Raw genomic sequence first — 24,179 nt, 5'->3', positions numbered from 1 at the left:
GTGTGAGGTTCAGGTCTACTTCAATAGTTGCTCAGCGCCGCTGTGCAGCAGGTCCTCGGCCAGCGCCGCGCCTACCGCGGCCGCCTGGGCCGCCGAGTCGCCCGATTCGGCGAGCTCGGCCGTGGTCGAGAGCCGCTCGAGTACGCTGCCGTCGGTCGCTGCGACCGCCCCCCGCAGGTACAAGTCGATCTGACCGGGCGATGCGCCCTCCGAGACGTCGGCGAGTGCGGCGACCGGTGCGCTGCATCCGGCTTCGAGACGTGCCAGAAGGCCGCGCTCGGCTGCGACCGCGGCTTGTGAGTACCGGTCGTTGAGCATACTCGAAATACGCGCCGATGTCTTGTCCGCTTTGCGGCATTCGACCGCCAACGCCCCTTGTGCCGGAGCGGGAAGCATCACCAGCGGGTCGAGGAACTCGGCCACTTCATTCTCCCGGCCGACGCGGCGCAGGCCCGCCGCCGCCAGGACGACCGCGTCGAGGTCGGTGCCGACGCGGCGGATGCGGGTGTCGATGTTGCCGCGGATCGGGACGCACTCGAAGCCGCGGCCCAGGGCCAGCAGCTGGCTGATGCGCCGCGGCGAACCGGTGCCGATGCGCGAGCCCGGCGGCAGGTCGGCGAGGGTCCGGCCGCCCTCGGAGATGAGCACGTCGCGCGGATCGACCCTCGGCGGGACGGACACGACCAGGTGCTCGGGCTGCGCGGTCGGCAGGTCCTTGTAGGAGTGGACCGCGATGTCGATCTCTTCGCGTTCGAGCGCGTCGCGCAGCTGGTTGACGAAGACGCCGACGCCCAGCTCCGCCACCGGCGCCGCGGAGCGGTCGCCTGTGGTCTTGATCTCGACCAGTGTCACTTCCTCGCCCGAGATCCGCGCGAGCTCGTCGGCGACCGACCGGCTCTGCGCCATCGCGAGTCTCGATCCCCGGGTCCCGACACGGATCACTGGCGGCCGCCTTTCGGCTGGATCTTGAGCGCTTCGGTCAGGGAGTCCTCGCGCGGTTCGGCGATGGCCTCGGGGCTGAGCGCGAACAGTTCGCGCAGGGCCCCGGCGTAGTCGGGGGCGCCGGGTCTGCCGGCGAGTTCGCGCACCCGGACGGTCGGTTCGTGCAGCAGCCGCTGCACGACCCGGTGGACGGTGCGGGCGACCTCGGCGCGCTGGTCGTCGGTGAAGTCGCCGCGGCGGGCCACGCGGGCCAGCTCGGTCTCGACGATGTCGGCCGCGGCCGAGCGCAGGGCCGCGACGGTCGGGGTGACGGCGTCGGCCTTGAGACTGTCGGCGTAGGCCTCGATCTCCTCGGCCAGGAGCCGTTCGACTTCGGCGAGGGCGCCCTCGCCGGCGCCGCCGGCGTGCGAGCGCTGGATCTCGGCGATGTCGATCACGGTGACGCCCTCGAGGGCGCCGACGCCGTCGGCGACGTCGCGGGGCAGTGCGAGGTCGCACACGACCAGGCGCTCGCGCCGGGAGGCGAGCGCTTCGAGGTCGAGCACCGGTTCGGGGGAGGCGGTCGCGCACATGATGAGGTCGGCGCCGCCGGCGATGGCGGCGAGCTCGTCCCAGTCGCCGACGGCCGCGTCGTAGTCGGCGGCGAGGCGCTCGGCCTTGTCGCGGTCGCGGTTGGCGACGGTGAGGCTCCGGACGCCGGAGCGGGCCAGTGTGGCCGTGGCCAGGCCGCCCATGGCGCCGGCGCCGACGACGGCCGCGTCGACCTCGCGCAGGGGCTTGCCGAGGGCGTCCTCGGCCAGGCTCAGGGCGGCGGTGACGATCGAGGGGGCGTGGGCGTCGACGTCGGTCTCGGCGTGGACGCGTTTGCCGACGCGCAAGGCCTGCTGGAACAGTTCGTGCAGGTGGCGGCCGACGAGGTCGGCTTCGCGGGCGGTCTCGTAGGCCTCGCGCAGCTGCCCGAGGATCTGGGGTTCGCCGGCGACCATGGAGTCGAGGCCGGCGGCGACGCGGAAGGCGTGGGCGACCGCGTCCGAGCCGTGGCGGACGTACCCGCAGGAGGCGAAGTCGAGCTCGTCCTCGCCGGTCGATGGGCCCCACTGCTCGCGGAGCCGGTCGACGATGGTCGACAGGGCCCCGTGGAAGGTCGCGGCGGCGGCGTAGACCTCGACCCGGTTGCAGGTGGAGAGCACGACGGCCTCGCGGACGTCGCCGCCCGCCAGCAGCCGATGGGCCAGTCGCGTGGCCGCTTCGGAGTCCATTGCGAGTCGTTCCAGGGTCTCGACCGCTGCGCTGCGGTGCGAGATGCCGACTACCAGGAGGTTCACTTCACCGTTCCCGTCTGACTGCGTCTGAGCGTCTTGTGGTGTTCGTGGAATGACAGGATCTGCAACTCGACGGCCAGGTCCACTTTGCGGACCGCCACGCCCTCCGGCACGGCCAGTACGCATGGCGCGAAGTTGAGGATGCTGGTCACCCCAGCTTGTACGAGGACGTCGGCGACGTGTTGCGCGGCCGCTTCAGGTGTGGCGATGACCCCTATGTTGATGCCTTCGTCACGTACGGCCGCGTCCAGCTGCGCCACGTCGCGCACCACCAGGCCGTCGAGGTCCTTCCCTATGATGCCTTGGTCGGCGTCGAAGAGGCCAACGATGGCGAAGCCGCGTTCGGAGAATCCGGGGTAGCGGGCGAGGGCCTGCCCCAGGTGGCCGAGGCCGATGATGGCCACGCGCGAGTATTTGGTGAGTCCGAGCACGCCAGCGATGTAGGCGGCCAGCGTGGCCACGTTGTAGCCGACGCCGCGCATCCCGGAGGCGCCCAGCTGCGAGAGGTCCTTGCGGAGCATGGCGGAGTTCACTCCGGTGGCGGCGGCGAGCGTCTCCGAGGAGACGGTGTCGACCCCCGAGTCGGTGAAGGCGTGGAGGGCGCGCAGGTATTCGGGCAGGCGCCTGACGGTGGCGGCCGGCAGGTCGGCCGCGGTCGTGATGTGCGCGTGCGCAGGGGCCTGCTGATCGGTGCCTTCGCCGGTGGTGGTCAATGGTCGAACTCCGAGTTCCTCGCCGCCGGTCCGCGGGCGGTCGCGGTGCGGACCGCGCCGGTGTGAGTTACTCAGCTTAGGACCTCGGCCGCCGGTCTGGGCGGACGGGCGAAGCTCACGGGTCGGAACGATCGAGGCGACTCGCGGGCACGGGTTCCGATACACCCCCGTACCACCGAGGCTGACTCGGCTGTACCGAACCGTCGGTGCTGCCCGGCGAGTCGCCGTCGTCATCATTTTGCCGTGTATGGTCCCCTCGCACGGGCATGGCGCGCCCTTCGGCGCGTCACGTCCGGTCGTGGTGGCCCGGCCGGGCCGCCAGGTCGCGTTCGAGGCGGTCGACGTCGACCTCCCAGTAGCCGTGCTCGGCGCCGTCGAGCAGCACGACCGGGAGCCGGTCGCCGTACTCGCGCGCCAGCTCGGGGTCGTCGGCGACGTCGACCTCGTCCCAGCCGACCCCGGTCCGGCGGGAGACCGCTTCGAGGTCGGCGCGCGCCCGGCCGCAGAGATGGCAGTCCTTTGTAGTCAGTAGGGTCAGTCTGTTCACCCTGCTCCCTCCATCGATCGGCAGGTGCGCCAGAGATCGCACAGCCAGTGCGACACACTCTGTCATTTCTCGGTCACACTCGAAATCAACGCCGGTCCCCATCCCGGACCGAGACCACATCAGGGGAGGTAATGGTGGGATTCCGCCCCCGCGAAGAAGGGTACGCCGCACCCGCTACAGGGGAACGACATCGACCCGACCGCGACCGTCACTCACGGCGACACGCCGACTGCAAATCCCTCTTCGGGGTCGCCCGGATTCCTAGACTCGAGCGCGTCAGTCCCTGCGGGACCCGATCGCTCGACTCGGCCCGACCCCTCACACGAGGAGGCCAATAGTGTCCGGTACTGCACCGACGCTCACAGCAGACACCGCCCCCTTCACAGGCGGGGTCATGCACACCGATCTCCTGCCGCCGAACGCGGCGGCGGGACTGGAGCGGCTGCGTCAAGCCCTGTGGACGGCCCTGAGCCTGGACACCGGCACCGCCGCCCAGCGCTCGCTCGGCCTCGACGCGGACGCCGGCGCCGCTACCGAGACCGCCGGACCGCCGCACGGCGGCAGGCACCGCCGCGAGACCGAGGACCAGGTCGACGGCGAGGAGGTGGCCGAACTGGTGGCCAGGGCCCAGGACGGCGACGCCTCGGCGTTCGGCGACATCTACGACCGCTACGGCGACACGGTCTACCGCTACATCTATTTCCGCGTGGGCAACGCCCAACTCGCCGAGGACCTCGCCTCCGAGACGTTCCTGCGGGCCCTGCGGCGCATCTCGAGCTTCTCCTGGCAGGGCCGGGCCTTCGGGGCCTGGCTGGTCACGATCGCGCGGAACCTGGTGGTCGACCACTTCAAGTCCGGCCGGTACCGGCTGGAGATCGCCAAGCCGGACGTGCTCGGCCCCGACGCCGCCGAGACCGACCCGAGCACCTCGCCGGAGACCGCGGCGCTGGAGAAGCTGACCAACGCCACGCTTCTCACGGCGGTCAAGAAGCTCAACCCCGACCAGCAGGAGTGCATCGTGCTGCGGTTCCTCCAGGGCTTCACCGTCGCCGAGACGGCCCGCGCCATGGGCAAGAACGAAGGCGCGGTCAAGGCGCTGCAGTACCGGGCCGTGCGGACCCTCGCCCGGCTGCTGCCGGAAGGCTTCCGCGGCTGACCGGGCCCGGCCGCCGATCCCCCCGGGGGCCCCAACGAGCAGAACGAGACCCGAAGGACGCCATGTGACCGCCGACACCCCGTGACCCTCCGAGCCGAACGGCAGCGATGCCGACGACACTGTCGCAAAGCCGACAGACACCAGTTCACCAGGTGATGAGCCCTGCGCCACGACACTCATCGCCGGGCCAGACCGTAACCTCAGGGACCATTCGTGCGTTGTTCTAAGTACAGGAGCAGGATCCATGCATTGAGAGGGGGTGTGCCCGGTGATCATCAACCCACTGGAACGCCGGCGCGCGGAGGAATTCGCATGCCGGCTTGACTCCGACGGAACCGCCCACCCTCACTCAAGCGACGACCGTCGCGCATCGGGTGCCACAGAGACCGAACTGATCGAACTGCTGAGCGTCACCGGACGCCTGGCCGACCTCGGCGAGCAGGCGGGCGTCGCCGGCAGGCCCTCCGACCGCTGGCGCGACGCCACCCGGCGACGCCTCATGGCCGTCGCCGAGGCCGAGGGCATCGGCGCCACCGCGCGACACCGCGCCAGCGCGGCGGTGCCCGAATCCGACCGTCCCCCGGTCCGCGAGGACCTGTTCCCCCGCCGCCCCCGCGGCGGGCGGCGCCTGGCCATCGTGGCCGCGCTGCTGACCGGGACGGTCGCCGTCTCGGGGGTCTCGGCGGCCTCCGGCGACGCGCTCCCGGGCGAGACGCTCTACAACGTCAAACGCTCCACCGAGCAGGCGCAGATGGCGCTGGCCGGGAACGACCTGGGCCGCGCCCAGCTCCATCTGGAGTTCGCGGACACGCGGATGCGGGAGGCCCGGGCCGTCGCCGGCGACGACGCGGCCGCCGCCCTCGCGCTCGAGGAGGCCGCGGACGATCTGCGCCAGGGGGTCGAGATGCTCGGCACGATCGCCGTCGAGAGCGGCGACCCCGCGGCACTGGACTATGTGGACATGTTCGCCAACGAGCAGCGCTGGGCCATGGAGTCCATGGCCGGCCGGTTCGACGGCGAGGCCCGCGCGGCCGGCGAGGACCTGGTGGCGCTCTTGGAGGCCGCCGCGATCCGCTCGGTCGAACTGCGCGGAGCGCTCGACTGCACCGAGCCGGGCGGCCCGGTCGACCCGCTCGGGCCGGTCCCGACCGAATGCTCCGCCGACGCCGACGCCGACGGCGACCCCGGCCGGACGGGCACCGAGAGCGAACCGAGCGGCGCGGCGACCGACCCCGGTACGTCCTCCGAGGCGCCGGCCGACGACGCGTCGTCGGCCGAGGCCGAGGCCGAGGGGACGGTCACCGACCAGATCGACCCGACCACCGAGACGCCGAGCGACGGGACCGGAGACGAGGACGAGGGCGACGACGACGGCCGGGTCCTCGACGAGCTGTCGGGGATCGTCTCGGACCTGTTCGGCTGACGCGAGCCGGCCGGCCCGGTGAGGTCCCTCCGTCCAGGCGGGACGTCACCGGGCCCACACGGGAAATTCACCCACGCCGCGAGTGAGCGTTACAGGGCGTCTGTTTTCGACCGGTAGGCTTTGAGAGTGTCTGAGATCGAGGCTTCCATCAGCGCCTCCTGTGTGCCCGGGCCGCCGTCGAAGGGAGTCGGCGGCCACGACCTCGCGCGGCACCGCAGCGTCGTAGTCCAGCCCGGCGCCCCCGCGGAGGAGGAGCAGGCCTTCGGCCCCGCGGCGGCGTTCTTCGACGTCGACAACACCCTCATGCACGGGGCCTCCATCTACTGGCTCGCGCGCGGCCTGGCCCGCCAAGGCGTGCTCTCCGGCCGCGACATCGTCGGCTTCGCCTGGAAGCAGGCCAACTTCAAGGTCCGCGGCACCGAACACCACGGGCACATGCAGTCGGTCAAGGCCTCCGCCCTCGAACTGGTCGCCGGCTACCCGGTGGCCGAGATGCGGCTGCTGTGCGAGGAGGTCGTGGACCGCGACATCTCCCCGCGCATCCTCGCGCCGGTGCGGCGGCTGGCCGAACGGCATCTGGCCGAGGGCCAGGAGGTGTGGCTGGTGACCGCCAGCCCGGTCGAGCTGGCCGGCGTCATCGCCTCGCGGCTGGGCCTGACCGGCGCGCTCGGCACCATCGCCGAGGTCGCCGACGGCTGCTACACCGGCCGCCTGGTCGGGGACCTGCTGCACGGCCCGGCCAAGGCCGAGGGCATCGCCTCGCTCGCCGCCGAGCGCGGCCTGGACCTGGAGCAGTGCACGGCCTACTCCGATTCGGCCAACGACCTGCCGATGCTGCGCAGGGTCGGCAAGGCCATCGCCGTCAACCCGGACGGGCGGCTGGCGCGGCAGGCCCGCCACCACGGTTGGCCGGTGTTCGACTACCGGCGCGGGCGCCGCGCCGCGAAGCTCGCGCTGCCCTCGGCCGCCGCGGCCGGCGTGGCCGCGGGCCTGTTCTATCTCCTGCGGGGACGCGAACGCGGGTAATGTCCTCGCCGCAGCGGCTGACGCTCGCCGCCTCGATCGTGCTCGCCGCGGCCTGGCTGCTGTGGCCCTCGCCCGAGCGGGGCGAGCAGATCAGCACCCCGGCCTCCGATCCGATGACGACGGTGTGGGAGCGGTGGGGCCTGGAGCCCGAGGAGTGGCCCGGCGCGATCGGCGGCCGCCCGTGGGAGCCGCTGTCGTTCTTGGACGATTCGGCCGCGCTCGGCGTCGACGCCGACGGGCGATTGCTGTACGTCGAACGCGACGCCGGTGCGGCGAGCGCGACGGTCCTGTCCGATCCCGGCGGCGTGCCCGGCGCGGTCGCCACCGCCGCGACCGACGCCCACCTCGCCTGGATCGAGTCCGTGCCGGACGATCAGGGCCGCGTCGTCTCCGAGCTGTGGATCGCCGAGCGCGACGGGGCCGGCCGGCCCGGCGGGGCGCGGTCGCTGACGGCCGACACCGGCGACGTGGTCGCCGCCGGCGGCGCCTACGACCTCCAGTTCGCCGACGGCTACCTGCACTGGCTCTCCACCGTGCGAGCGTCCGAGCGCACCACCGAGCACCGCCGGGTGCGCCTGGATGGCGGCCCGGTCGCGGTCGAGGAGCACCCGGGCGCGTGGCAGGCCGCCGCGTGGCCGTGGCTGACCGGCACGGGCGTCCTGGGCCGGGCCGAGCTGGTGCGCGCCGACGACGGCTCGTCGGTCTTCCTGGACGCCGACGCTGACGAGCTGGCGATGTGCTCGGCGACGTGGTGCCGGCTCATCGCCACCGGCGCCGACGGATCGCGCATCGACCTGGTCCGTCCCGACGGGACCGGCCGGGTCACCGTCGCCGAAGGCTTCGCCTCGGCGGTGGCGGTCGACGTCGGGCTCCTCGACCGCTTCGAGCCGCTCGAGGAGTCGGTCGCCGAGGCCGGCGACGGCTACCGGTTGACGCTGTTCGACCTGCGGGATTCGGCGACGTATCTGGTGGCCGAGTCCGCCGGCCGCACCGGCGCCGACGAGCGTCGGCTGTGGTGGTCGACCGGCTCGGCGGACCTGCGGCGATGGCACGTGCTGGACCTCACGGACCTCGCTCGTTGAGCTGCGGCCCTCATCGGCGCGGGTAACGTCGAGTACGTGACTGAGCCACACGACACCGAGCCGACGCCGCCGCGGATCATGGGAATCCTCAACGTCACCCCGGATTCCTTCTCCGACGGCGGACGCTACCTCGACTTCGAGGACGCGGTCGGCCACGGCGAGCAGATGGCCGCCGAAGGGGCCGACCTCATCGACGTCGGCGGCGAGTCGACGCGGCCCGGCGCCGAGCGCGTCGACGCGGCCACCGAGACCGCCCGGGTCGTCGAGGTGGTGGCGGCACTGTCCGAGCGGGGGCTGGCGGTGTCGATCGACACCACGCGCGCCGCGGTGGCCGCCGCGGCGATCGAGGCCGGCGCGAGCGTGGTCAACGACGTCTCCGGCGGGCTGGCCGACCCCGACATGGCCCGCGTGGTCGCCGACACGGGCGTGCGGTGGGTGCTCATGCACTGGCGGGGTCACTCGCTGGACATGCAGCGGCTGGCGCACTACGAGAACGTGGTGGCCGACGTGAAGGCCGAACTCGAGGACCGCGTGGAGGCGGCGCTGGAGTCCGGAGTGGAGGCCGACCGGATCGTCATCGACCCGGGGCTGGGATTCGCCAAGACCGCCGAGCACAACTGGCGGCTGTCGGCGCACCTGCACGAATTCGTGGCCCTGGGCTACCCGGTGCTGTTCGCCTCCTCGCGCAAGTCCTACCTGGGCGGTCTGCTGGCCGACGAGAGCGGCAAGGCGCGCCCGGTGGGCCAGCGCGAGGCGGCGACCCTGGCGACCTCGGTGCTGGCGTTCGAGGCCGGGGCCTGGGGCGTGCGCGTCCACGACGTGGCCGGGACGGCCGACGCCAGGGCGGTGTGGCTCGCGACGAGGCGAGCCCACTGAGCCGATCCTATAGGATATAGGATATTTCCTATAGGCGGTGGGTCCGGTCGGGACGCTTCCTACAACTTGGAACTCCGGTTGCGGGTGTCTCGGCCTCGCCCGTACCATTCGGCACGTACTTCATCCAGAGCAGCTGAGGGGCCCGGCCCGACGAAGCTGCGGCAACCACCGGCGGTCTCCGCCGGCAGGTGCCAATTCCGGCCCGCCCTGCGGGGAAGATGAGGGAGGAGCCTTCTCGCATGTCCAACGCACTCTCTGCGGATCACGACGCACTGTTCGCCGAAAGCCCGGCCAAGGGTCTGGTGTGCCGCAACTGCGGTACCACCTACGGCCTGGTGGCGCAGCACGCCTGCTGGCAGTGTTTCGGTCCGCTCGAAGTCGACTACGACCAGGCCGCGCTCGCGCGGGTGACCCGCGCGCAGATCGAGTCCGGTCCGCAGAACCTGTGGCGCTACGCCCCGCTCCTGCCGGTCGGGGTCGACCCGGCCGACCGGGTGAGCCTCGATCCGGGCCTGACGCCCTTGATCGACGCGAAGCACCTGGCGCGGGCCCTGGGCATGAAGCGCCTGTGGGTCAAGGACGACAGCGCCAACCCCACGCATTCGTTCAAGGACCGCGTGGTCTCCACGGCCGTCTCGGCCGCGGTCAAGCTCGGCTTCGACCGCTTCGCGTGCGCCTCGACCGGCAACCTCGCCAACTCCGTGGCCGCGCACGCCGCGCGCGCCGGCATCCCGTCGACGGTGTTCGTGCCGCACGACCTGGAGCCGGGCAAGATCGTCCAGACCGCGGTCTACGGCGGGCAGCTGGTGGCCGTCGAAGGCTCCTATGACGATGTGAACCGGCTGTGCTCGGAGCTGACCGAGACCGACGAGTTCGAGTCGACCGCGTTCGTCAACGTCAACATCCGGCCCTACTACGCCGAGGGTTCCAAGACCCTCGGCTACGAGGTCGCCGAGCAGCTGGGCTGGCGCCTGCCCGAGCAGGTCGTGGTGCCCATGGCCTCGGGCGAGCTGCTCACCAAGATCCACAAGGCCTTCGACGAGACCGCCGAGATCGGGCTGACCGATCCGGGCAAGGTCCGCGTGTTCGGGGCGCAGTCGGCCGGGTGCAGCCCGATCGCCGACGCCTTCAGCGCCGGGACCGACGTGATCACGCCGGTCAAGCCGACCGGGATCGCCAAGAGCCTCAACATCGGCGACCCGGCCGCCGGGCCGTACGCGATCGAGGCGTGCCGTTCGACCGGCGGGGGCATGGCGAAGGTCGACGACGACGAGATCCGGGAAGGTATCAGACTCCTGGCCTCGACGACGGGCGTTTTCGCTGAAACGGCCGGCGGCGTCGTGGTGGCTACGCTCCGTAAGCTCCTGGAGTCGGGTCGGCTGGACCCGGACGCGGAGACGGTCATCTACAACACCGGCGATGGACTGAAGACTTTGGACGCGGTATCGTCGCTGGTGGGGCCCACTCACACCGTGAAGCCATCGCTCAAGTCGGCGCGCGAGGCGGGGCTGCTGGAGTCCTGATCGGAGTATCCGTGAAACGCTTGCCGAACTCCTGAAATTATCACTCTCCGTGACCGTTGTGAAGGCAAGTGTCGGGTACCCGACAGAAAGAAACGAACTTCGGGTCTTGACCCAATTCAGTGAATGCGCAAGAATTCTTTGTGCGGGAGGCCGCAGCTGTCCTGTCGCCACTCACCCGGTTGACTGCGAGTCCTGGGGCTAGAACGTGTCGAGCAGCGCCAGCCGGTGTCAGGAACTGCGGTCTCCCGACCAAGGCGCGTCGCCTGCTCCCCCATGTGCTTCCACCGGCTACGGTGCGGCCGCGAGGCCTCCCGCCGCATGTTCTTCGCTGCAACGGGCATACCCGTCTCGGGCTTCCTTACACCCGCTGATCCGGTACTTCCGGCCGATCGGGCCGCTCACCGCCCACCACGACCGCGTGCATCTCGGCCACCTGCGCCTCCAGGACGGCCAGGCGGCGGCTGAGCACCTCGGCCTCGGCCTTGTCCTCCTCGCCGGTCTGGGCCGCGACGCGGTCGACGAACCAGGACGCCAGCGAACCGCTCACCAGACCCACCAGCCCGATCGCGGCGAACATGAGGATCGAGGCCACGATCCGGCCGGTGGCCGTCTGCGGCACGAAGTCGCCGTAGCCGACCGTCGAGGCGGTCACCACCGACCACCACAGCGCGTCCCCGAAATTGTGGATCTGCGAACCCTCGATCCCCTGCTCGGCGTCGAGGATCGCCAGACTCGCCACCAGCAGGATCATGAGCGTGACCCCGGTGATGTAGACACTGGCCTTGGTGCGCAGCGAGGTCCGCGCGTGCCGGCTGAACACCTCGATGAGCACCAGCACCATCCGCACCAGCCGCAGCGGCCGCGCGAACGGGATGAGCACCATCACCAGATCGAGCGGATGGGTGTAGACGAACCGCCACCGGCGGCCCCGTCCGACCAGGACCAGCCGCGCCGCGTAATCGATCGCGAACAGCGCCCACACCCCGTAGTTCACCAGCTTCGCGGCGTCTTCCACCCACGACGGCAGACCGGTATGCAGAATCGGTGCGGCATAAGCGATCAGGAACAGCAGCGCCAGGATGAACAGCGGGGTGTTCGTCGCGCGCTCCCAGGCGGTGAGCTGCTCGGGCCAGCGCTGTGCGCGTTCTTGGGGGAATGGCGATGATGCAGGCACGCGCCCCAGGGTATCGACTCGGCCCTGGCCCGGGCAGCCCTCACCCTGGGCGAACGCGGTTCGCACCGCCTTCGCGCCCGGCATGCCGCCCGGCCCGAATTGTCGGCTCTGGCCGATGTGCGCGGACTACGATCCGCCTATGAACGACGATCCCTACTGGAACACCGAGGATCCCGGCGAGCGCTCGGGGCGCTTCAACGGCGGCGACGCCCTGGTGACCGACACGTTCGAACGCTGGTGGAACGCCTCGATCGCCACGGTCGCCCGCTCATGGCGTTCCATGGGGCTCATCCTCCTGGTCGGCGTCGTGCTGCCCCGGTGGATCCTCGGCGCCTTCGGCAACTTCGCCGCCCCCGATCCGGTGCCCGGCCGCCTGCAGCCGGAGCACCTGGTCGACGACTACTGGCCCGGACCGGCGGCCGCGGTCGTCGGCGGCCTGCTGAGCCTGGTGCTGCTGTACCTGGCCGCCGCGGCCGCCATGGCCGCCACGCGTTCGGCGGCCGCCGAGGCCGCCGGCGGGTTCCTCAGCATCGGCGAGGCGTTCTCGTTCGGGTTCGGCCACGGCTGGCGGCTGTGGCTGTGGGCGCTGCTGGCGTGGGTCACCATCGGCGTCGGCCTGGTCCTGTGCGTCCTGCCGGGTCTGTGGGCGGCCTTCGCGCTGAGCCTGATGGTGCCCGCCGCGACCTTCGAGCACCGACGCAGCCCGTACGCGCGGTCGATCCAGCTGACCCATTCGGCGTTCTGGGCCGCGCTGGGACGCTTGATCATCGTGGGACTGGTCCTGTTCGCCGCCAACGTCCTCATCGGCCTGCTGGGCGCGGTCCTGGCCGGGCTGTGGAAGACGGTCTTCTCCGGCTGGCTCGCCTCGATCCTCATCGTCGTCACCGAGGCGGCCATGGCGCTGCTGCTGCTGGCGCCGATGATCTGGGTGCTGGCGGCGATGCTGTGCTCGTACGCTTGGCTGCGCGGCCGCGTCGAGGCCGTCTCGGCCACATCGCTGTCGGCGGAGGCCGCCGGGCAGTCCGGGCCGTAGGGCGGGCGGGACCACTTGTTTCGTGCCCCGGATTGGCACTCTCGGTCGCAGAGTGCTATACCTGATTTGGCACTCTCAGAGTGCGAGTGCTAAACGCGATGAGGTGGTCGGGCCGGCGTCGATCGATGCGGGCCCACCGTCGCGGGGTGCCGCCTCACCGTCGACTAACGAACGTTATCCGAAAGGAAGCCATCTGCTATGGCGAAGATGATCGCATTCGACGAGGAGGCTCGCCGCGGACTCGAGCGGGGCATGAACGTCCTCGCGGAAGCCGTCAAGGTGACCCTCGGCCCCAAGGGCCGCAACGTCGTGCTGGACAAGAAGTGGGGAGCCCCCACGATCACCAACGACGGTGTCTCCGTCGCCAAGGAGATCGAGCTGGAGGACCCCTACGAGAAGATCGGCGCCGAGCTGGTCAAAGAGGTCGCCAAGAAGACCGACGACGTGGCCGGCGACGGCACCACCACCGCCACCGTCCTCGCCCAGTCGCTGGTGAAGGAAGGCCTGCGGGCCGTGGCCGCCGGCGCCAACCCGATCGCCGTCAAGCGCGGCATCGAGAAGGCCGTCGCCGCCGTCGTGGCCGAGCTCGAGGGCGCCGCCACCGAGGTCGACACCGAGGAGCAGATCGCCAACACCGCCTCCATCTCGGCCGGCGACGCCACCGTGGGCGCCATCATCGCCGAGGCCATGGAGAAGGTCGGCAAAGAGGGCGTCATCACCGTCGAGGAGTCCAACACCTTCGGCCTCGACCTCGAACTGACCGAGGGCATGCGCTTCGACAAGGGCTACCTGTCCGGTTACTTCGTGACCGACCAGGACCGCATGGAGGCCGTGCTGGAGGACCCGTACATCCTCATCGCCAACCAGAAGATCTCGGCGGTCAAGGACCTGCTGCCGGTCCTGGAGAAGGTCACCCAGACCGGCAAGCCGCTCCTGATCATCGCCGAGGACGTCGACGCCGAGGCGCTGGCGACCCTCATCGTCAACAAGGTCCGCGGCGTGTTCAAGTCCGTGGCCGTCAAGGCCCCGGGCTTCGGCGACCGCCGCAAGGCCATGCTCGGCGACATCGCCGTCCTCACCGGCGGCCAGGTCGTCTCCGAGGAGCTGGGCCTCAAGCTGGAGAACGCCAACATCGACATGCTGGGCACCGCCCACAAGGTCATCATCACCAAGGACGAGACCACCATCGTCGACGGCGCCGGCGAAGAGGACCAGATCAAGGGCCGGATCAACCAGATCCGCGCCGAGATCGACAACTCCGACTCCGACTACGACCGCGAGAAGCTGCAGGAGCGCCTGGCGCGCCTGGCCGGCGGCGTGGCCGTCATCAAGGTCGGCGCCGCGACCGAGGTCGAGCTCAAGGAGCGCAAGCACCGCATCGAGGACGCCGTGCGCAACGCCAAGGCCGCGGTCGAGGAGGGCATCCTCCCCGGCGGCGGCACCGCGCTGGTGCAGGCCGGCGCCACGGCCTTCGACAAGATCGAGGCCGAGGGCGACGAGGCCACCGGTGTGGAGATCGTCCAGCGTTCGCTGGGCGCCCCGCTGCGCGCCATCGCCGAGAACGCCGGCCTCGAGGGCGGCGTCGTGGTCGAGAAGGTCAAGGGCCTGCCCAAGGGCGAGGGCCTGAACGCCGCGACCGGCGAGTACGTCGACATGCTGGCCGCGGGCATCCCGGACCCGGCCAAGGTCACCCGCTCGGCGCTGCAGAACGCCGCGTCGATCGCCGGCCTGTTCCTGACCACCGAGGCCGTCGTCGCCGACGCCCCGGAGAAGGAGAACGCCGCCGCCGGCGGCGGTGCCCCCGACATGGGCGGCATGGGCATGATGTAACTCGGCCCAGCTGAGTGCGGCGAGGGAGAGTCGCTCACGGTAGAGTGAGTGGCTCTCCCTTTCTCTGTACTGGTCCGCCAGTGCAGACAGGCGCCAGCGCCTGCTGCGCCGGCTGCATACCGTTCTCCCAGAACGGTATGCAGCCTCCGGGCCCTCAGCGGTTCACAACGCGCCGGCGCCGGGATACGCTGGAACCATGCCCCCCCATCGTCGCAGAACCCTTGTGCCGGCGGCGATCAGCGCCCTGACCGCCGGCGCGGTCGCCTTCGGATCCCCCGCCGCGGCCGACGAGGCCCAAGCCCCCGAATACCGCGAAGACGGCCCCTACCAGCTGGTCTGCAACGACGACCCCGACGTCTTCGCCGACCGCAACGAAGCCGTGGCCTACAACCAGCGCATCGTCAACGAGCGACTGTTCGAGGAATGCCGGGCCGACGGCCACCGCGACGTCGCCGAGGCCCTGGCCGCGGTCGACGAACCGGCGACCAGGATCCTGATCCTGCCGGGCCGCTACACCGTCGAGGAGGCCATCGTCGTCGACGGCGCCGAAGACCTCCAGATCGAAGGCCTCGGCGACGGACCCGAGGACGTCGTCGTCGCGGCCGGCTACGACGCCGAAGCGGTCCTGGCCGCCGCCGACGCGACCGGGCTCTACCTCAAGGGCCTCACCCTCACCGGCGGCGGCGAAGCGGGGCTGACCGTGACCGGCTCGAGAGGCGTCACCATCGAGATGGTCCACGGCACCCGCAACGGCCGCAACGGCATCCGCATCGCCGACTCCACCGAGGTGCTCCTGGCCGACTGCGCGGCGTCGGTCAACGACGGCGCCGGCATCGCCGTGGCGGACGCCGACGCCGAAATCGGCGGCTGCGACTCGTCCGGCAACCTCATCGGACTGCTGAAGACCGGCGGCGGCGAAGCGACCGTCCAATCCAGCCGCCTCCACGGCAACACCGCCGGCCTGGTCGTCGCCGACACCGCCTCCGGGCACCGCCTGTCGGCCACGGCGAATGCGATCTACGAGAACAACACCGACCACTACGGCCGCCTCGAGTCCGCCGAATGCACCGGCCCCGCGGCCGAACGCGACTGGTCCTCGGGCGCGCTGTGCCCCGACCGGACCGCGCCCATCGGCGTCGGCATCCTCCTCACCGAAGCCAACGACACCACCGTCACCGGCAACCACATCTGGGGCCAGCAGACCGCCGCCGCCATGGTCTGGGGCGACCCCGGGCTCACCGAGGCCGGATCCCACCGCAACCGCTTCGAGGCCAACACCCTCGGCTACCGCGACGACGGCCAGCGCTTCCGCAACCGGCTCGACCTGTGGTGGGACGGCCAAGGCGAGGGCAACTGCTTCGACGAGCCCGCCGCCCTCCACACCACCCCGGCCGTGCTGCCCGGCTGCGAGGCCGCCTCGGGCCCGAACCGGCTGGCCGCCGAACCGGTCAAGACCTACAAGGTCTGGCAGTGCGGCACCGGCGCGGTCGAGGCCGGCGTGCCGGACGGATGCGACTGGTTCGGCGCGAAGTTCACCGACCGGCTGGAGTTCCAGGCCTCGGTGCTGTTCGCCGCGGCCCTGCTGTTCCTGACCGGCGCCGGCTGGCTCGGCGCGGCCCGCTCGGAGGAGCCCCCGGCGCCGATGTCCATGACGTTCTCGGCCATCGCCACCGGTTCGGCCGCGCTGCTGATGGTCCTGGCCTCGTGGTCGGGCCGCAGCGACTACGAGGCGCTGGCGATCGGGCTGTGGGGCGTGGGCTGGATCCTCGCCGGACGGTCGTGGTTCTCCTCGCGGCTCAACGTCTTCGGCGGCTTCACGTGCCTCATCGGCGGTCTGGCGCTGCTGGACGCGATCGACCGGGGCGTGTGGATCATCCCGGTCATGCCGTTCTCGCCGGCGTGGATGTGGCTGCTGCTGTTGCCGCTGTGGACCCTCTTGGCGCTCGCGGCGGTGTTCCGGCGCCGCCCGAAGCAGCCGGCCGGGCCGCCGGTCGAGCGCACCCCGGCGACGGTCCCGGTCTACAACCGCTTCGATTGGTAGCCACCGATCGCGTAGGGTTACGGCATGACTTGGAGCTGGCAGATCGAAGACGCCGACGGCAACGCCCTCGAGACTCCCGACGCCGACTTGAGCAGCCAGGGGGACGCCGAGTCGTGGCTCGGCGAGCGCTGGCGCGACTTCGTCGACGAGGGCGCCGCCACCGCGGTCCTCAAGGAGGACGGCCGGACGGTCTACCGCATGGCGCTGGACGCGGCCGACGATTAGCTTCGCCGGTGCGCGCGCCGCCGCTATAGGCTGGGCGGCGTGACCGACTCTGGCTCTCTCACCCTTACCGCGGCCCGCGCCCGCGCGGCCCTGGACGCCCGCCGCGGGATCGTGCGGCTGCACGCCGAAGTCCTCACCGCGCTGGGGATCGGCGCCGGGGACGCGGTCGAACTGTCCGCCAAGCGGACCTCGACGGCGATCGCGCTGGCCGCCGACCGGTACGCCTCGCGGCGGGCGCTGTACGCCGACGATCTGACCCTGGGGAACATCGGCGCCCGGGACGGCGACGCGGTCCGGATCGGTCCGGCCAGCCTGGCCGCGGCCGACCGGGTGGTCTTGTCGGGGCCGGCGTCGGTGGTCGCGGTGGTCGACCCGGACACGCTGCGGCTGGCGCTGCTGAGCAAGGTCGTCGGCGAGGGCGACGACGTCTCGCTGCTGCCGATCGAGCTCGAAGGCGGCCGCAAGGAGGCCGTCTCGGCCGCGCGGGCGACGCTGAACAACGTCCTCGGCATGGGCTGGACGACGATGGTGCTCAACGTGGTCGAGTCCTCGCCGCCGCGTTCGGCGATGATCACCGCCGACACGCTGGTGCGGTGGGAACAGGACGCTCCCGAGTCGATCGACGTGCCGCTGCCGGGGCGGGGCCGGGTGGCGAGCCTGCGCCGGCCGAGGGCGTCGGCGCCGGAGCCGGCGGGCGCCGACGCGGTGCCCGAGCGGTCCGCGCCGATGGTCCGGGCCGAGGAGTCCCGCCGGGTCGAGCACGTGCCGTACGAGGAGCTCGCGGGCGTGCGGATCCCCGCCGAGGAGCTGCGCGAGCTGCTCGATCTGGGTTTCAATCACCGCGAGGTGCTCACTGTGGTCGGCACCGACATGACCCTGGGCGTGCTGGTCACCGGACCGTCGGGGTCCGGCAAGGCGACGATGGTCAGGTATGGCGCGGGCGAGGTCGGCGGCGGCGTCGGCGCAGTGCCGGGCCCGGAGCTGGCTGCGGTCGAGGCGAACGCGGCGGCCGAGCGGCTGCGCCGGGCCGCCGCCGCGCTGCCGTCGCCGGGGGTGCTGCTGGTGACCGGCGTCGAGGCGATCGCGCCGGCCGAGGGGCAGCGGCCTGTGGGGACGATGTTCAAGAAGCTCGTCGAGGAGGTCCTCGCCGACGGCCGCGCGATCGTGTGCACCACGTCGAGGGCCGAGGACCTCGACGCCGATCTGCGCGCCCGTCTCGAGCACGAGGTGGTCGTGCCGATGCCCGACGCCGAGGCCCGCCGGGAGCTGCTGCTGTACTTCACTCGCGGCATGAAGGTCGCCGAGGACGTGAAGCTCGAGTCGGTGGCGCACCGCTCGCCCGGCTACGTGGCCGCCGACCTGGCCACGATGGTGCGCGAGGCCGGGGTGCGGGCGGCGATGCGCGCCAAGGCCGGCGGGGCGACGGCGCTGCAGCGCGCCGATTTCGACGCGGCGCTGGAGTCGGTGCGGCCCTCGAGCATGGCCGGCGACTCGGTCGAGCTCGGCGGGCTGACGCTGGCCGACGTCGGCGGCATGGAGGACCTCAAGCAGACGCTCACCGAGACGGTGCTGTGGCCGCTGACGTACCCGGACGCGTTCACCCGCTTGGGGATCGAGGCGCCGAGGGGGATCCTGCTGTACGGGCCGCCCGGCTGCGGCAAGACCTACATCGTGCGCGCCGTCGCCGGCGAGGGCCACGCGAACGTGCTGAGCGTCAAGGGCTCGGAGCTGCTGAACAAGTGGGTCGGGGAGTCGGAGAAGAACGTCAGGGAGCTGTTCCGCCGGGCCCGCCAGGCGAGTCCGACGCTGATGTTCTTCGACGAGATCGACGCGCTCGCTCCCGTCCGCGGCGGCGGCACCGACGGGGGCACCGCCGACCGGGTGGTGGCCGCGCTGCTGACCGAGTTGGACGGCGCGGAGGCCCTGCGCGACGTCGTGGTGGTGGGCGCGACGAACCGACCGGACATGATCGACCCGGCGCTGCTGCGCCCGGGCCGGCTCGAGCGGCTGGTGTACGTGCCGCCGCCGGACGCCGGGGCCCGCGCCGACATCTTGCGCGCCAACGCGAAGAACGTGCCGTTCGCCGACGACGTGGACTTGGACGAGGTCGCCGACGAGCTGTGGCTGTACTCGGCGGCCGACTGCGCGGCGCTGGTGCGGGAGGCGGCCTTGACGGCGATGCGCGAGTCGCTCGACGCCTCGGTGGTCACCGCCGCGCACCTGGAGCGGGCCACCGAGCGGGTCCGGCCGAGTCTCGACCCCGAGCAGCTGGAGTACCTCGAGCGTTTCGCCGGCGCCCGCGAGTCCTGACCGCCGGGTTCAGGCGTCGCCGTCGAGATCGGTGCGCTGGCGGACCACGCGGGGCCCGGCGTCGGTCAGCTCCATCTCGTAGAGCTTGCCGCGGGCGTTCACGAAGGGCCGGTGCAGGACCATCATCAGCTCGCCTTCGAAGGTCGAGAACAGCATGCCGTGGCCCGAGTCGCCGCGGACCAGCGGTTCGCCTTGGGTCCAGGGGCCTTCGAGCCTCCCGGTCTCGGAGACGGCGTAGGTCTGGACGTAGTCGCCGTCGAGGCGGCCGTCGGCGAGGCGGCGCTTCTCGTAAGTCGACCAGAGGCACACCAGCGCCCCCGACGGCGTCCGGTACAGCTGCGGGCCGTCGGTCACGTACGGGGCGATCTGGTGCGGCACGCCGGCGGGCAGCTGCCGGGTGATCCAGGGGGCGTCGGATCCCTTGAACAGCAGGACCGGTTCGCCGTCGACCGCGTCGAGGCCCGCCGTGAGGGGGTAGGCCTCGATGGTGCCGTCGACGCGCTGGAGCCACTCGTTCGCGTAGACCATCCAGGGCCGGTCCCACGGGTCGACGTAGAGCGTGCCGTCGAGCGTCATCAGCTCGGCCGGCAGGATCGGCGCATCGGTCCGGAGCATGCGGAACGGGCCGGTCAGCGAGTCGGCGACGGCGACGATCGTGGAGCGCCGGTGGGTCGGGAGCGCCAGCGGCAGTCCGTACCGGTCGGGCGCGGGCCGGTCCAGCACGGCCCGGTCGTCGTGCAGGGTCGTGAACAGGTACCAGGAGTCGCGCCACCGGTGGACTTCGGGCGCCCAGCCGCCTTGCCGCGCCCACGGCCGGCGCTCCTGCTCGTCGACCAGGAACACCGGGACCGGTTCGGCCCAGTCGCGGAGGTTCGGCGACCGGTAGACCATGGCGCCGACGCCGCCGCGTCCGACCGGTCCGGTCGCGTCGGCCGTGAAGCCCCGGCATGCGGTGTAGAGGTGGTACAGGCCGGTGTCGGGGTCGGGGACGACGAAGGGGTCGTGCAGGGGCATCTGCGGCAGGCGCAGCGGGTGTTCGGTGGGCCGGGCGGCCGTGGGCCGATCCGCCCCCGCCGCCGGAGGACTCATCGTGAGAACGCTATCAACGGGTGGGCGGGCTGTCAATCGACGCGGCCGCCCCACCACTGTTCGGCCTGGGCCATAAAGCGGCGCACCGGGTTCTGGCGCGGGATCTCCTCGCTGCGGGGACCGGGGTGCGGGACTTTGAAGCCCGGTTCGATCAGGCGCGGCCGCAGCGGCTCGGCCGGTTTGATCCACGAGTCGGTCGCGGCCCCGTCGGGGTCGGCGGCCCACTCGCGGCCGGCGTGCTCGAGTCCGACGGGGAAGACGGTGACCCCCTCGCGCCCCACCCGGATCCGCAGGAAGCACTTCTGGTCGATGATCGACAGTCCGGCGAACAGCTCGTTGGCGTTGACGCCCAGCCGGTTCGCGACGACCAGGTACAGGCCCACCAGCCAGGTGCCGACGAGTCCGGCGATCGGCAGATAGGCCACGAAGGACCAGAAGTCGACCCACGGCAGCGCCTCGAACGCTCGGGCGCCGGCCCATGCCAGTCCTATCTGGGCGGCCCCGTGCCCGAGCCCGAGCAGGTAGTGCTTGAGGCGCCGCTGCCCCTGGCCGGGATGCGCGAAGGCCACGCCGGCGGCCAGCAGGAGCGCCGCCACCGCCGCGAAGGTCCCCGCGCCCTCCAGTATGGAGACGGTGGCGATGAGCATGATGATGCTCATCAGGAGCGTGAAGCCCTTGTTGAGCCACGGCAGCCGCCCGAAGATCCCCAGGGCGTAGCCCAGGGAGCGCGAGCGGCTCGGAAAGGTCTTGGTGAGCCGGTACTCGCGCTGGGGCGCGTCGGGTTCGCTGATGCTCTTGCGCGGCGCGGCGAGCGTCTCGGGCAGGTTGTGCGTCGGCGAGAGGTACGCTCCCCCGCCGCCGGCGGTCACCAGGTGCCGGGCGCCGTCGACTTCGGCGTAGTGCGCGTAGTGGTGCCGGTCGCCGGTGAGGATCAGGGGCACCTCGGCGTTCCGCTCGGCGACCACGTCGCGGATGAAGTGGTCGATCCGGTCGAAGGAGCGCGGGTTGTCCTCGGTCCACACCCACGACGGCTGCGGCACGCACAGTATGACCTGGTCACCGCGCTGGAGGTCCCGCGCGGCGCGCTTGAAGTACTCCAGCTGCGGCCGGTCGAGGTGGGCGTCGAACTGGGCGTCGACGGCGAACAGCCACCAGCGGTGCGGCAGGCGCAGCGCGAAGTAGGAGCGCGTCTGCTCGGTCCGGTAGCCGCCGATGCTGCGGCCCTCGACGAATTGGCGGCCGAAGGCGGTCAGGCCGTCGAACCAGTCGTGGTTGCCCGGGATCGCGTACAGCGACACCGGCGTCGCCGGGTTCGCCGCCTCGTAGGGGCCCTTCATGCGGTGCTCGTACTCGCGCCAGTTCGCGGCCGGGTAGACCTCGTCGCCGCCCATGACCAGGATGGAGCCGCGCGGCAGCGACCGGCCGTCGACGTCGAGTTCGGGCTGCGCCAGCAGGTAGGCGATCGAATAGGTCGGGTCGAACCCGTCGCCGATGTCGGCGACGTAGTCGATCCAGACCTCGTCGGCGTCGTCGTGGCCGAAGACCCGCTGCGGGCGGCCGCCGAAGATCTCCCGCTTGTCGAGGTAGCCGCCGAGCAGCCGGGCGAGTCCGAACCGGGCCGAGGTCTCGGTGAGCGTGCGCGGCGACATCCACCGCACCGGGCGCTGGGGGATGAAACGGAGTTCTTCGGGGCTCAGATCGCGCGGGCGGTGAGACATGCGCACATAATGTCACGTTTGGGCCTCGGTGGGGAGTCCGCGTGCGGCCCGCGTGGTCGGCCGTTCGGCCGAGGGCGCCGAAAACGCGGTTACCGTCGAGGCCATGACCCGAAAGGCCAGTTGGACCGACCGCCTCCACCGGATAGGGATGCGCACGCTCAAGATCGGCGTCGTCTGCGCTCTGCTGCTGACGCTCGCGGCCGAGTCGCTCTCCAGCGGACCGGAGGAGCCGATGCCCGTCGGCTCCCCGCTGGGGTGGCTGGAGCTGGCGATGGGCCTGGCGTCGATCGGCGTGTACTGGCGCTACCGTCCGGGCCGCAAACGCTGGATCGCCTACACCGCGGGCGCTTCGGTGGCGGTCACGCTCCTGGGTGCGGTGCTGGCCCCCGATCGCGGCATCGGGGTGGCCGAGAGCTTCGCGCTGCTGCTGCTGATGCTGTACGCCGTGCGGCACTTGGACGCGCCGCCGGGCCGCTGGGTCGCCTATCTGCTGGGCGCGGCGATCGCCTTGATCGGCCTGCGGTTCTTCGTCCACCCCGGCTCGCTGGTCGGCGGCGAGGTCATGATGCTCATGGCCCTGTCCACGGTGGTCGGCTTCGGCGCCTACCTGCGCGGGCTCGATCAGCTGCGCCGCGAGACGCAGGAGGAGGTGCGGCGGGCCGAGCGGCTGGAGCTGGCGCGGGAGATGCACGACTTCGTGGCGCACCACGTGACCGGGATGGTGGTGCTGGCGCAGGCCGCGCAAGTGGCCCGGACCGATCCGAAGCGCTCGTTCGCCGACATCGAGGAGGCCGGGCTGGCGGCGCTGGCGTCGATGCGGCGGATGGTGACGGTGCTGCGCGCCGAGGACGCCGGGGCCGGGGTGAACCCGCTGGGCGACCTGTCGCAGATCGAACGGCTGGTGGACCGGTTCAGCCGCGAGGGTACCGACGCGACCTGCTTCATCTCCCCCGAGCTGGCCGAGAAGGTCGCGCCCGAGATCGCGGCGACGGCGCACCGGGTGGTGCGCGAGTCGCTGACGAACATCCGCAAGCACGCCCCTGGGAGCAGACGGGTGCGCGTGGTCGTGGCGGCGACCGGTTCGGACGGCATGGAGGTGTCGGTCCGCGACGACGGCCGCGCGGCCCGCAAGAAGCTGGCCGACACCGGCTCCGGCCTGGGGCTGCTGGGCCTCGGCGAGCGGGTCGAGGCGGTCGGGGGCCGGATCCGGGCGCAGCCGCGGCCCGAGGGCGGCTGGGAGGTCGTCGCCTGGCTGCCGTACGCCTCGCCCGAGCCGCACGAGGCGACGCGGGACGCTCGGGCGGCCGGTTGACGCCGCCGGCCCGCCGTGGGTGGAGAGCGAACGGCCCGTGACCGGGTCTGACCTGGTCACGGGCCGTTCTGCAGCTGGTGGCAGGTGTAGGATTCGAACCTACGTAGGCAATGCCGGCTGATTTACAGTCAGCTCCCTTTGGCCGCTCGGGCAACCTGCCGTGCCGTGTGGCGTGAGCAAGGATAGCGCCCCGCCCCGGGCCTCGCGCAAGCGGGCCCGGGCCCGGTGAGACCGCGTTCACCGCGGCGGGGATCGCGGCCACGGCCTCCAGCGCGCCGGCGGCCGAAGACTAAGCTTGACGCCCGTCGCCCTCACCTACCGGAAGGACTGGTTTCCATGGCTGACGCCTCGTTCGACATCGTCTCCGAGATCGATCTGGCCGAGCTCGACAACGCCGTCAATCAGGCGCAGCGGGAGCTGTCGACCCGGTTCGACTTCCGCGGGACCGGCGCCCGGGTCGAACGCGGCGGCGAGGAGGCGGCGGTCCTGACCGCCGAGACCGAGGACCGGGTCAAGGCCGCCTTGGAGGTGCTCAAGGAGAAGCTCGTCAAGCGGGGCATCTCGCTGAAGGCGATGGAGGCCTCCGATCCGCGCCAGTCGGGCAAGGAGTCGAAGATCGACGTGTCCTTCCAGCAGGGCATCGGCCAGGAGCACGCCAAGAAGATCGGCAAGATCATCCGCGATGAGGGCCCCAAGGGCGTCAAGCCGCAGATCCAGGGCGACAAGCTGCGCGTGACCGGCAAGAAGCGCGACGACCTGCAGGAGGTCATCGCGCTGCTCAAAGGCAAGGACCTCGACGTCGCGCTCCAGTTCACCAACTACCGCTGAGCGAGGCGC

20 protein-coding genes, 1 tRNA gene and 1 riboswitch are annotated in these 24,179 nt (G+C 71.6%); of the genes, 13 read left to right on the top strand and 8 right to left on the bottom strand.

The window, feature by feature from the left end; translation table 11 throughout:
* Positions 1-15: 15 nt before the first annotated feature.
* The 4 genes from hemC to ACYVL2_RS16255 form a co-directional block, all read right to left on the bottom strand.
* A complete protein-coding gene (gene hemC, locus ACYVL2_RS16270) occupies positions 16-942 on the bottom strand; it encodes a hydroxymethylbilane synthase (protein WP_460545206.1) in 927 nt (308 codons plus the stop codon).
* The gene (locus ACYVL2_RS16265; protein ID WP_460545204.1) at positions 939-2,267 is read right to left on the bottom strand and encodes a glutamyl-tRNA reductase; all 1,329 of its coding nucleotides are present in this window, start codon (positions 2,265-2,267) and stop codon (positions 939-941) included. Before ACYVL2_RS16265 ends, hemC begins: the two co-directional genes overlap by 4 nt.
* Positions 2,264-2,926: a redox-sensing transcriptional repressor Rex gene (locus tag ACYVL2_RS16260; protein ID WP_460545262.1), complete on the bottom strand. Its 663-nt coding sequence runs from the start codon at positions 2,924-2,926 to the stop codon at positions 2,264-2,266. The genes ACYVL2_RS16265 and ACYVL2_RS16260 overlap by 4 nt, the downstream gene beginning before the upstream one ends.
* A gap of 337 nt (positions 2,927-3,263) precedes the next feature.
* A complete protein-coding gene (locus ACYVL2_RS16255; RefSeq protein WP_460545202.1) occupies positions 3,264-3,524 on the bottom strand; it encodes a glutaredoxin family protein in 261 nt (86 codons plus the stop codon).
* A 394-nt stretch (positions 3,525-3,918) separates the two neighbouring features.
* On the opposite strand from ACYVL2_RS16255, the gene ACYVL2_RS16250 reads away from it, so the two are divergent.
* The 6 genes from ACYVL2_RS16250 (at position 3,919) to thrC (ending at position 10,610) form a co-directional block, all read left to right on the top strand.
* A complete protein-coding gene (locus tag ACYVL2_RS16250; protein ID WP_460545200.1) occupies positions 3,919-4,680 on the top strand; it encodes an ECF subfamily RNA polymerase sigma factor, BldN family in 762 nt (253 codons plus the stop codon).
* Between the two features lie 268 nt (positions 4,681-4,948).
* Entirely contained in the window at positions 4,949-6,103 is a 1,155-nt protein-coding gene (locus tag ACYVL2_RS16245; RefSeq protein WP_460545198.1) for a DUF5667 domain-containing protein, read from the top strand.
* A 126-nt stretch (positions 6,104-6,229) separates the two neighbouring features.
* The gene (locus ACYVL2_RS16240; protein WP_460545197.1) at positions 6,230-7,129 is read left to right on the top strand and encodes an HAD family hydrolase; all 900 of its coding nucleotides are present in this window, start codon (positions 6,230-6,232) and stop codon (positions 7,127-7,129) included.
* Positions 7,129-8,211 carry a hypothetical protein gene (locus tag ACYVL2_RS16235; protein WP_460545195.1) on the top strand — a complete coding sequence of 361 codons (1,083 nt, stop codon included), beginning with the start codon at positions 7,129-7,131 and terminating at the stop codon, positions 8,209-8,211. The genes ACYVL2_RS16240 and ACYVL2_RS16235 overlap by 1 nt, the downstream gene beginning before the upstream one ends.
* Before the next feature lie 78 nt (positions 8,212-8,289).
* Positions 8,290-9,087, top strand: a complete 798-nt coding sequence (gene folP, locus ACYVL2_RS16230) for a dihydropteroate synthase (RefSeq protein ID WP_460545261.1) — start codon at positions 8,290-8,292, stop codon at positions 9,085-9,087.
* A gap of 117 nt (positions 9,088-9,204) precedes the next feature.
* Positions 9,205-9,312, top strand: a riboswitch (SAM riboswitch).
* Between the two features lie 14 nt (positions 9,313-9,326).
* Entirely contained in the window at positions 9,327-10,610 is a 1,284-nt protein-coding gene (thrC, locus tag ACYVL2_RS16225) for a threonine synthase (RefSeq protein ID WP_460545192.1), read from the top strand.
* 358 nt (positions 10,611-10,968) lie between these two features.
* Here the strand turns inward: thrC and ACYVL2_RS16220 are convergent, their stop codons facing one another.
* Positions 10,969-11,784: a potassium channel family protein gene (locus ACYVL2_RS16220; RefSeq protein WP_460545190.1), complete on the bottom strand. Its 816-nt coding sequence runs from the start codon at positions 11,782-11,784 to the stop codon at positions 10,969-10,971.
* A gap of 139 nt (positions 11,785-11,923) precedes the next feature.
* Here ACYVL2_RS16220 and ACYVL2_RS16215 point away from each other — a divergent pair, with 139 nt between their 5' ends.
* The 5 genes from ACYVL2_RS16215 to ACYVL2_RS16195 all read left to right on the top strand — a co-directional run bounded on the left by ACYVL2_RS16215 (position 11,924) and on the right by ACYVL2_RS16195 (position 19,223).
* Positions 11,924-12,817 (top strand): hypothetical protein, encoded by an 894-nt coding sequence (locus tag ACYVL2_RS16215; protein WP_460545187.1) that lies wholly within the window; start codon positions 11,924-11,926, stop codon positions 12,815-12,817.
* 198 nt (positions 12,818-13,015) lie between these two features.
* Positions 13,016-14,647, top strand: a complete 1,632-nt coding sequence (gene groL / locus ACYVL2_RS16210; protein WP_460545185.1) for a chaperonin GroEL — start codon at positions 13,016-13,018, stop codon at positions 14,645-14,647.
* 196 nt (positions 14,648-14,843) lie between these two features.
* The gene (locus tag ACYVL2_RS16205) at positions 14,844-16,688 is read left to right on the top strand and encodes a NosD domain-containing protein (protein WP_460545183.1); all 1,845 of its coding nucleotides are present in this window, start codon (positions 14,844-14,846) and stop codon (positions 16,686-16,688) included.
* Between the two features lie 24 nt (positions 16,689-16,712).
* Positions 16,713-16,913 (top strand): hypothetical protein, encoded by a 201-nt coding sequence (locus ACYVL2_RS16200; protein WP_460545181.1) that lies wholly within the window; start codon positions 16,713-16,715, stop codon positions 16,911-16,913.
* Between the two features lie 39 nt (positions 16,914-16,952).
* Positions 16,953-19,223, top strand: a complete 2,271-nt coding sequence (locus ACYVL2_RS16195) for a CDC48 family AAA ATPase (RefSeq protein WP_460545179.1) — start codon at positions 16,953-16,955, stop codon at positions 19,221-19,223.
* A 9-nt stretch (positions 19,224-19,232) separates the two neighbouring features.
* Here the strand turns inward: ACYVL2_RS16195 and ACYVL2_RS16190 are convergent, their stop codons facing one another.
* Together ACYVL2_RS16190 and ACYVL2_RS16185 are read right to left on the bottom strand one after the other, a co-directional pair.
* A complete protein-coding gene (locus tag ACYVL2_RS16190; RefSeq protein ID WP_460545177.1) occupies positions 19,233-20,312 on the bottom strand; it encodes a glycoside hydrolase family 43 protein in 1,080 nt (359 codons plus the stop codon).
* Positions 20,313-20,344: 32 nt separating this feature from the next.
* Entirely contained in the window at positions 20,345-22,030 is a 1,686-nt protein-coding gene (locus ACYVL2_RS16185) for a metallophosphoesterase (RefSeq protein ID WP_460545175.1), read from the bottom strand.
* Positions 22,031-22,133: 103 nt separating this feature from the next.
* Between ACYVL2_RS16185 and ACYVL2_RS16180 the strand changes: the two genes are divergently transcribed.
* Positions 22,134-23,342: an ATP-binding protein gene (locus ACYVL2_RS16180; RefSeq protein WP_460545173.1), complete on the top strand. Its 1,209-nt coding sequence runs from the start codon at positions 22,134-22,136 to the stop codon at positions 23,340-23,342.
* A gap of 75 nt (positions 23,343-23,417) precedes the next feature.
* Here ACYVL2_RS16180 and ACYVL2_RS16175 read toward each other — a convergent pair.
* Positions 23,418-23,502 (bottom strand) — tRNA-Tyr (locus ACYVL2_RS16175).
* Between the two features lie 176 nt (positions 23,503-23,678).
* Here ACYVL2_RS16175 and ACYVL2_RS16170 point away from each other — a divergent pair.
* Entirely contained in the window at positions 23,679-24,170 is a 492-nt protein-coding gene (locus ACYVL2_RS16170) for a YajQ family nucleotide-binding protein (protein ID WP_460545171.1), read from the top strand.
* Positions 24,171-24,179: the final 9 nt, after the last annotated feature.

Source organism: Glycomyces halotolerans (genome assembly GCF_054779575.1).
This window is presented reverse-complemented; position numbering and strand designations above follow the sequence as displayed.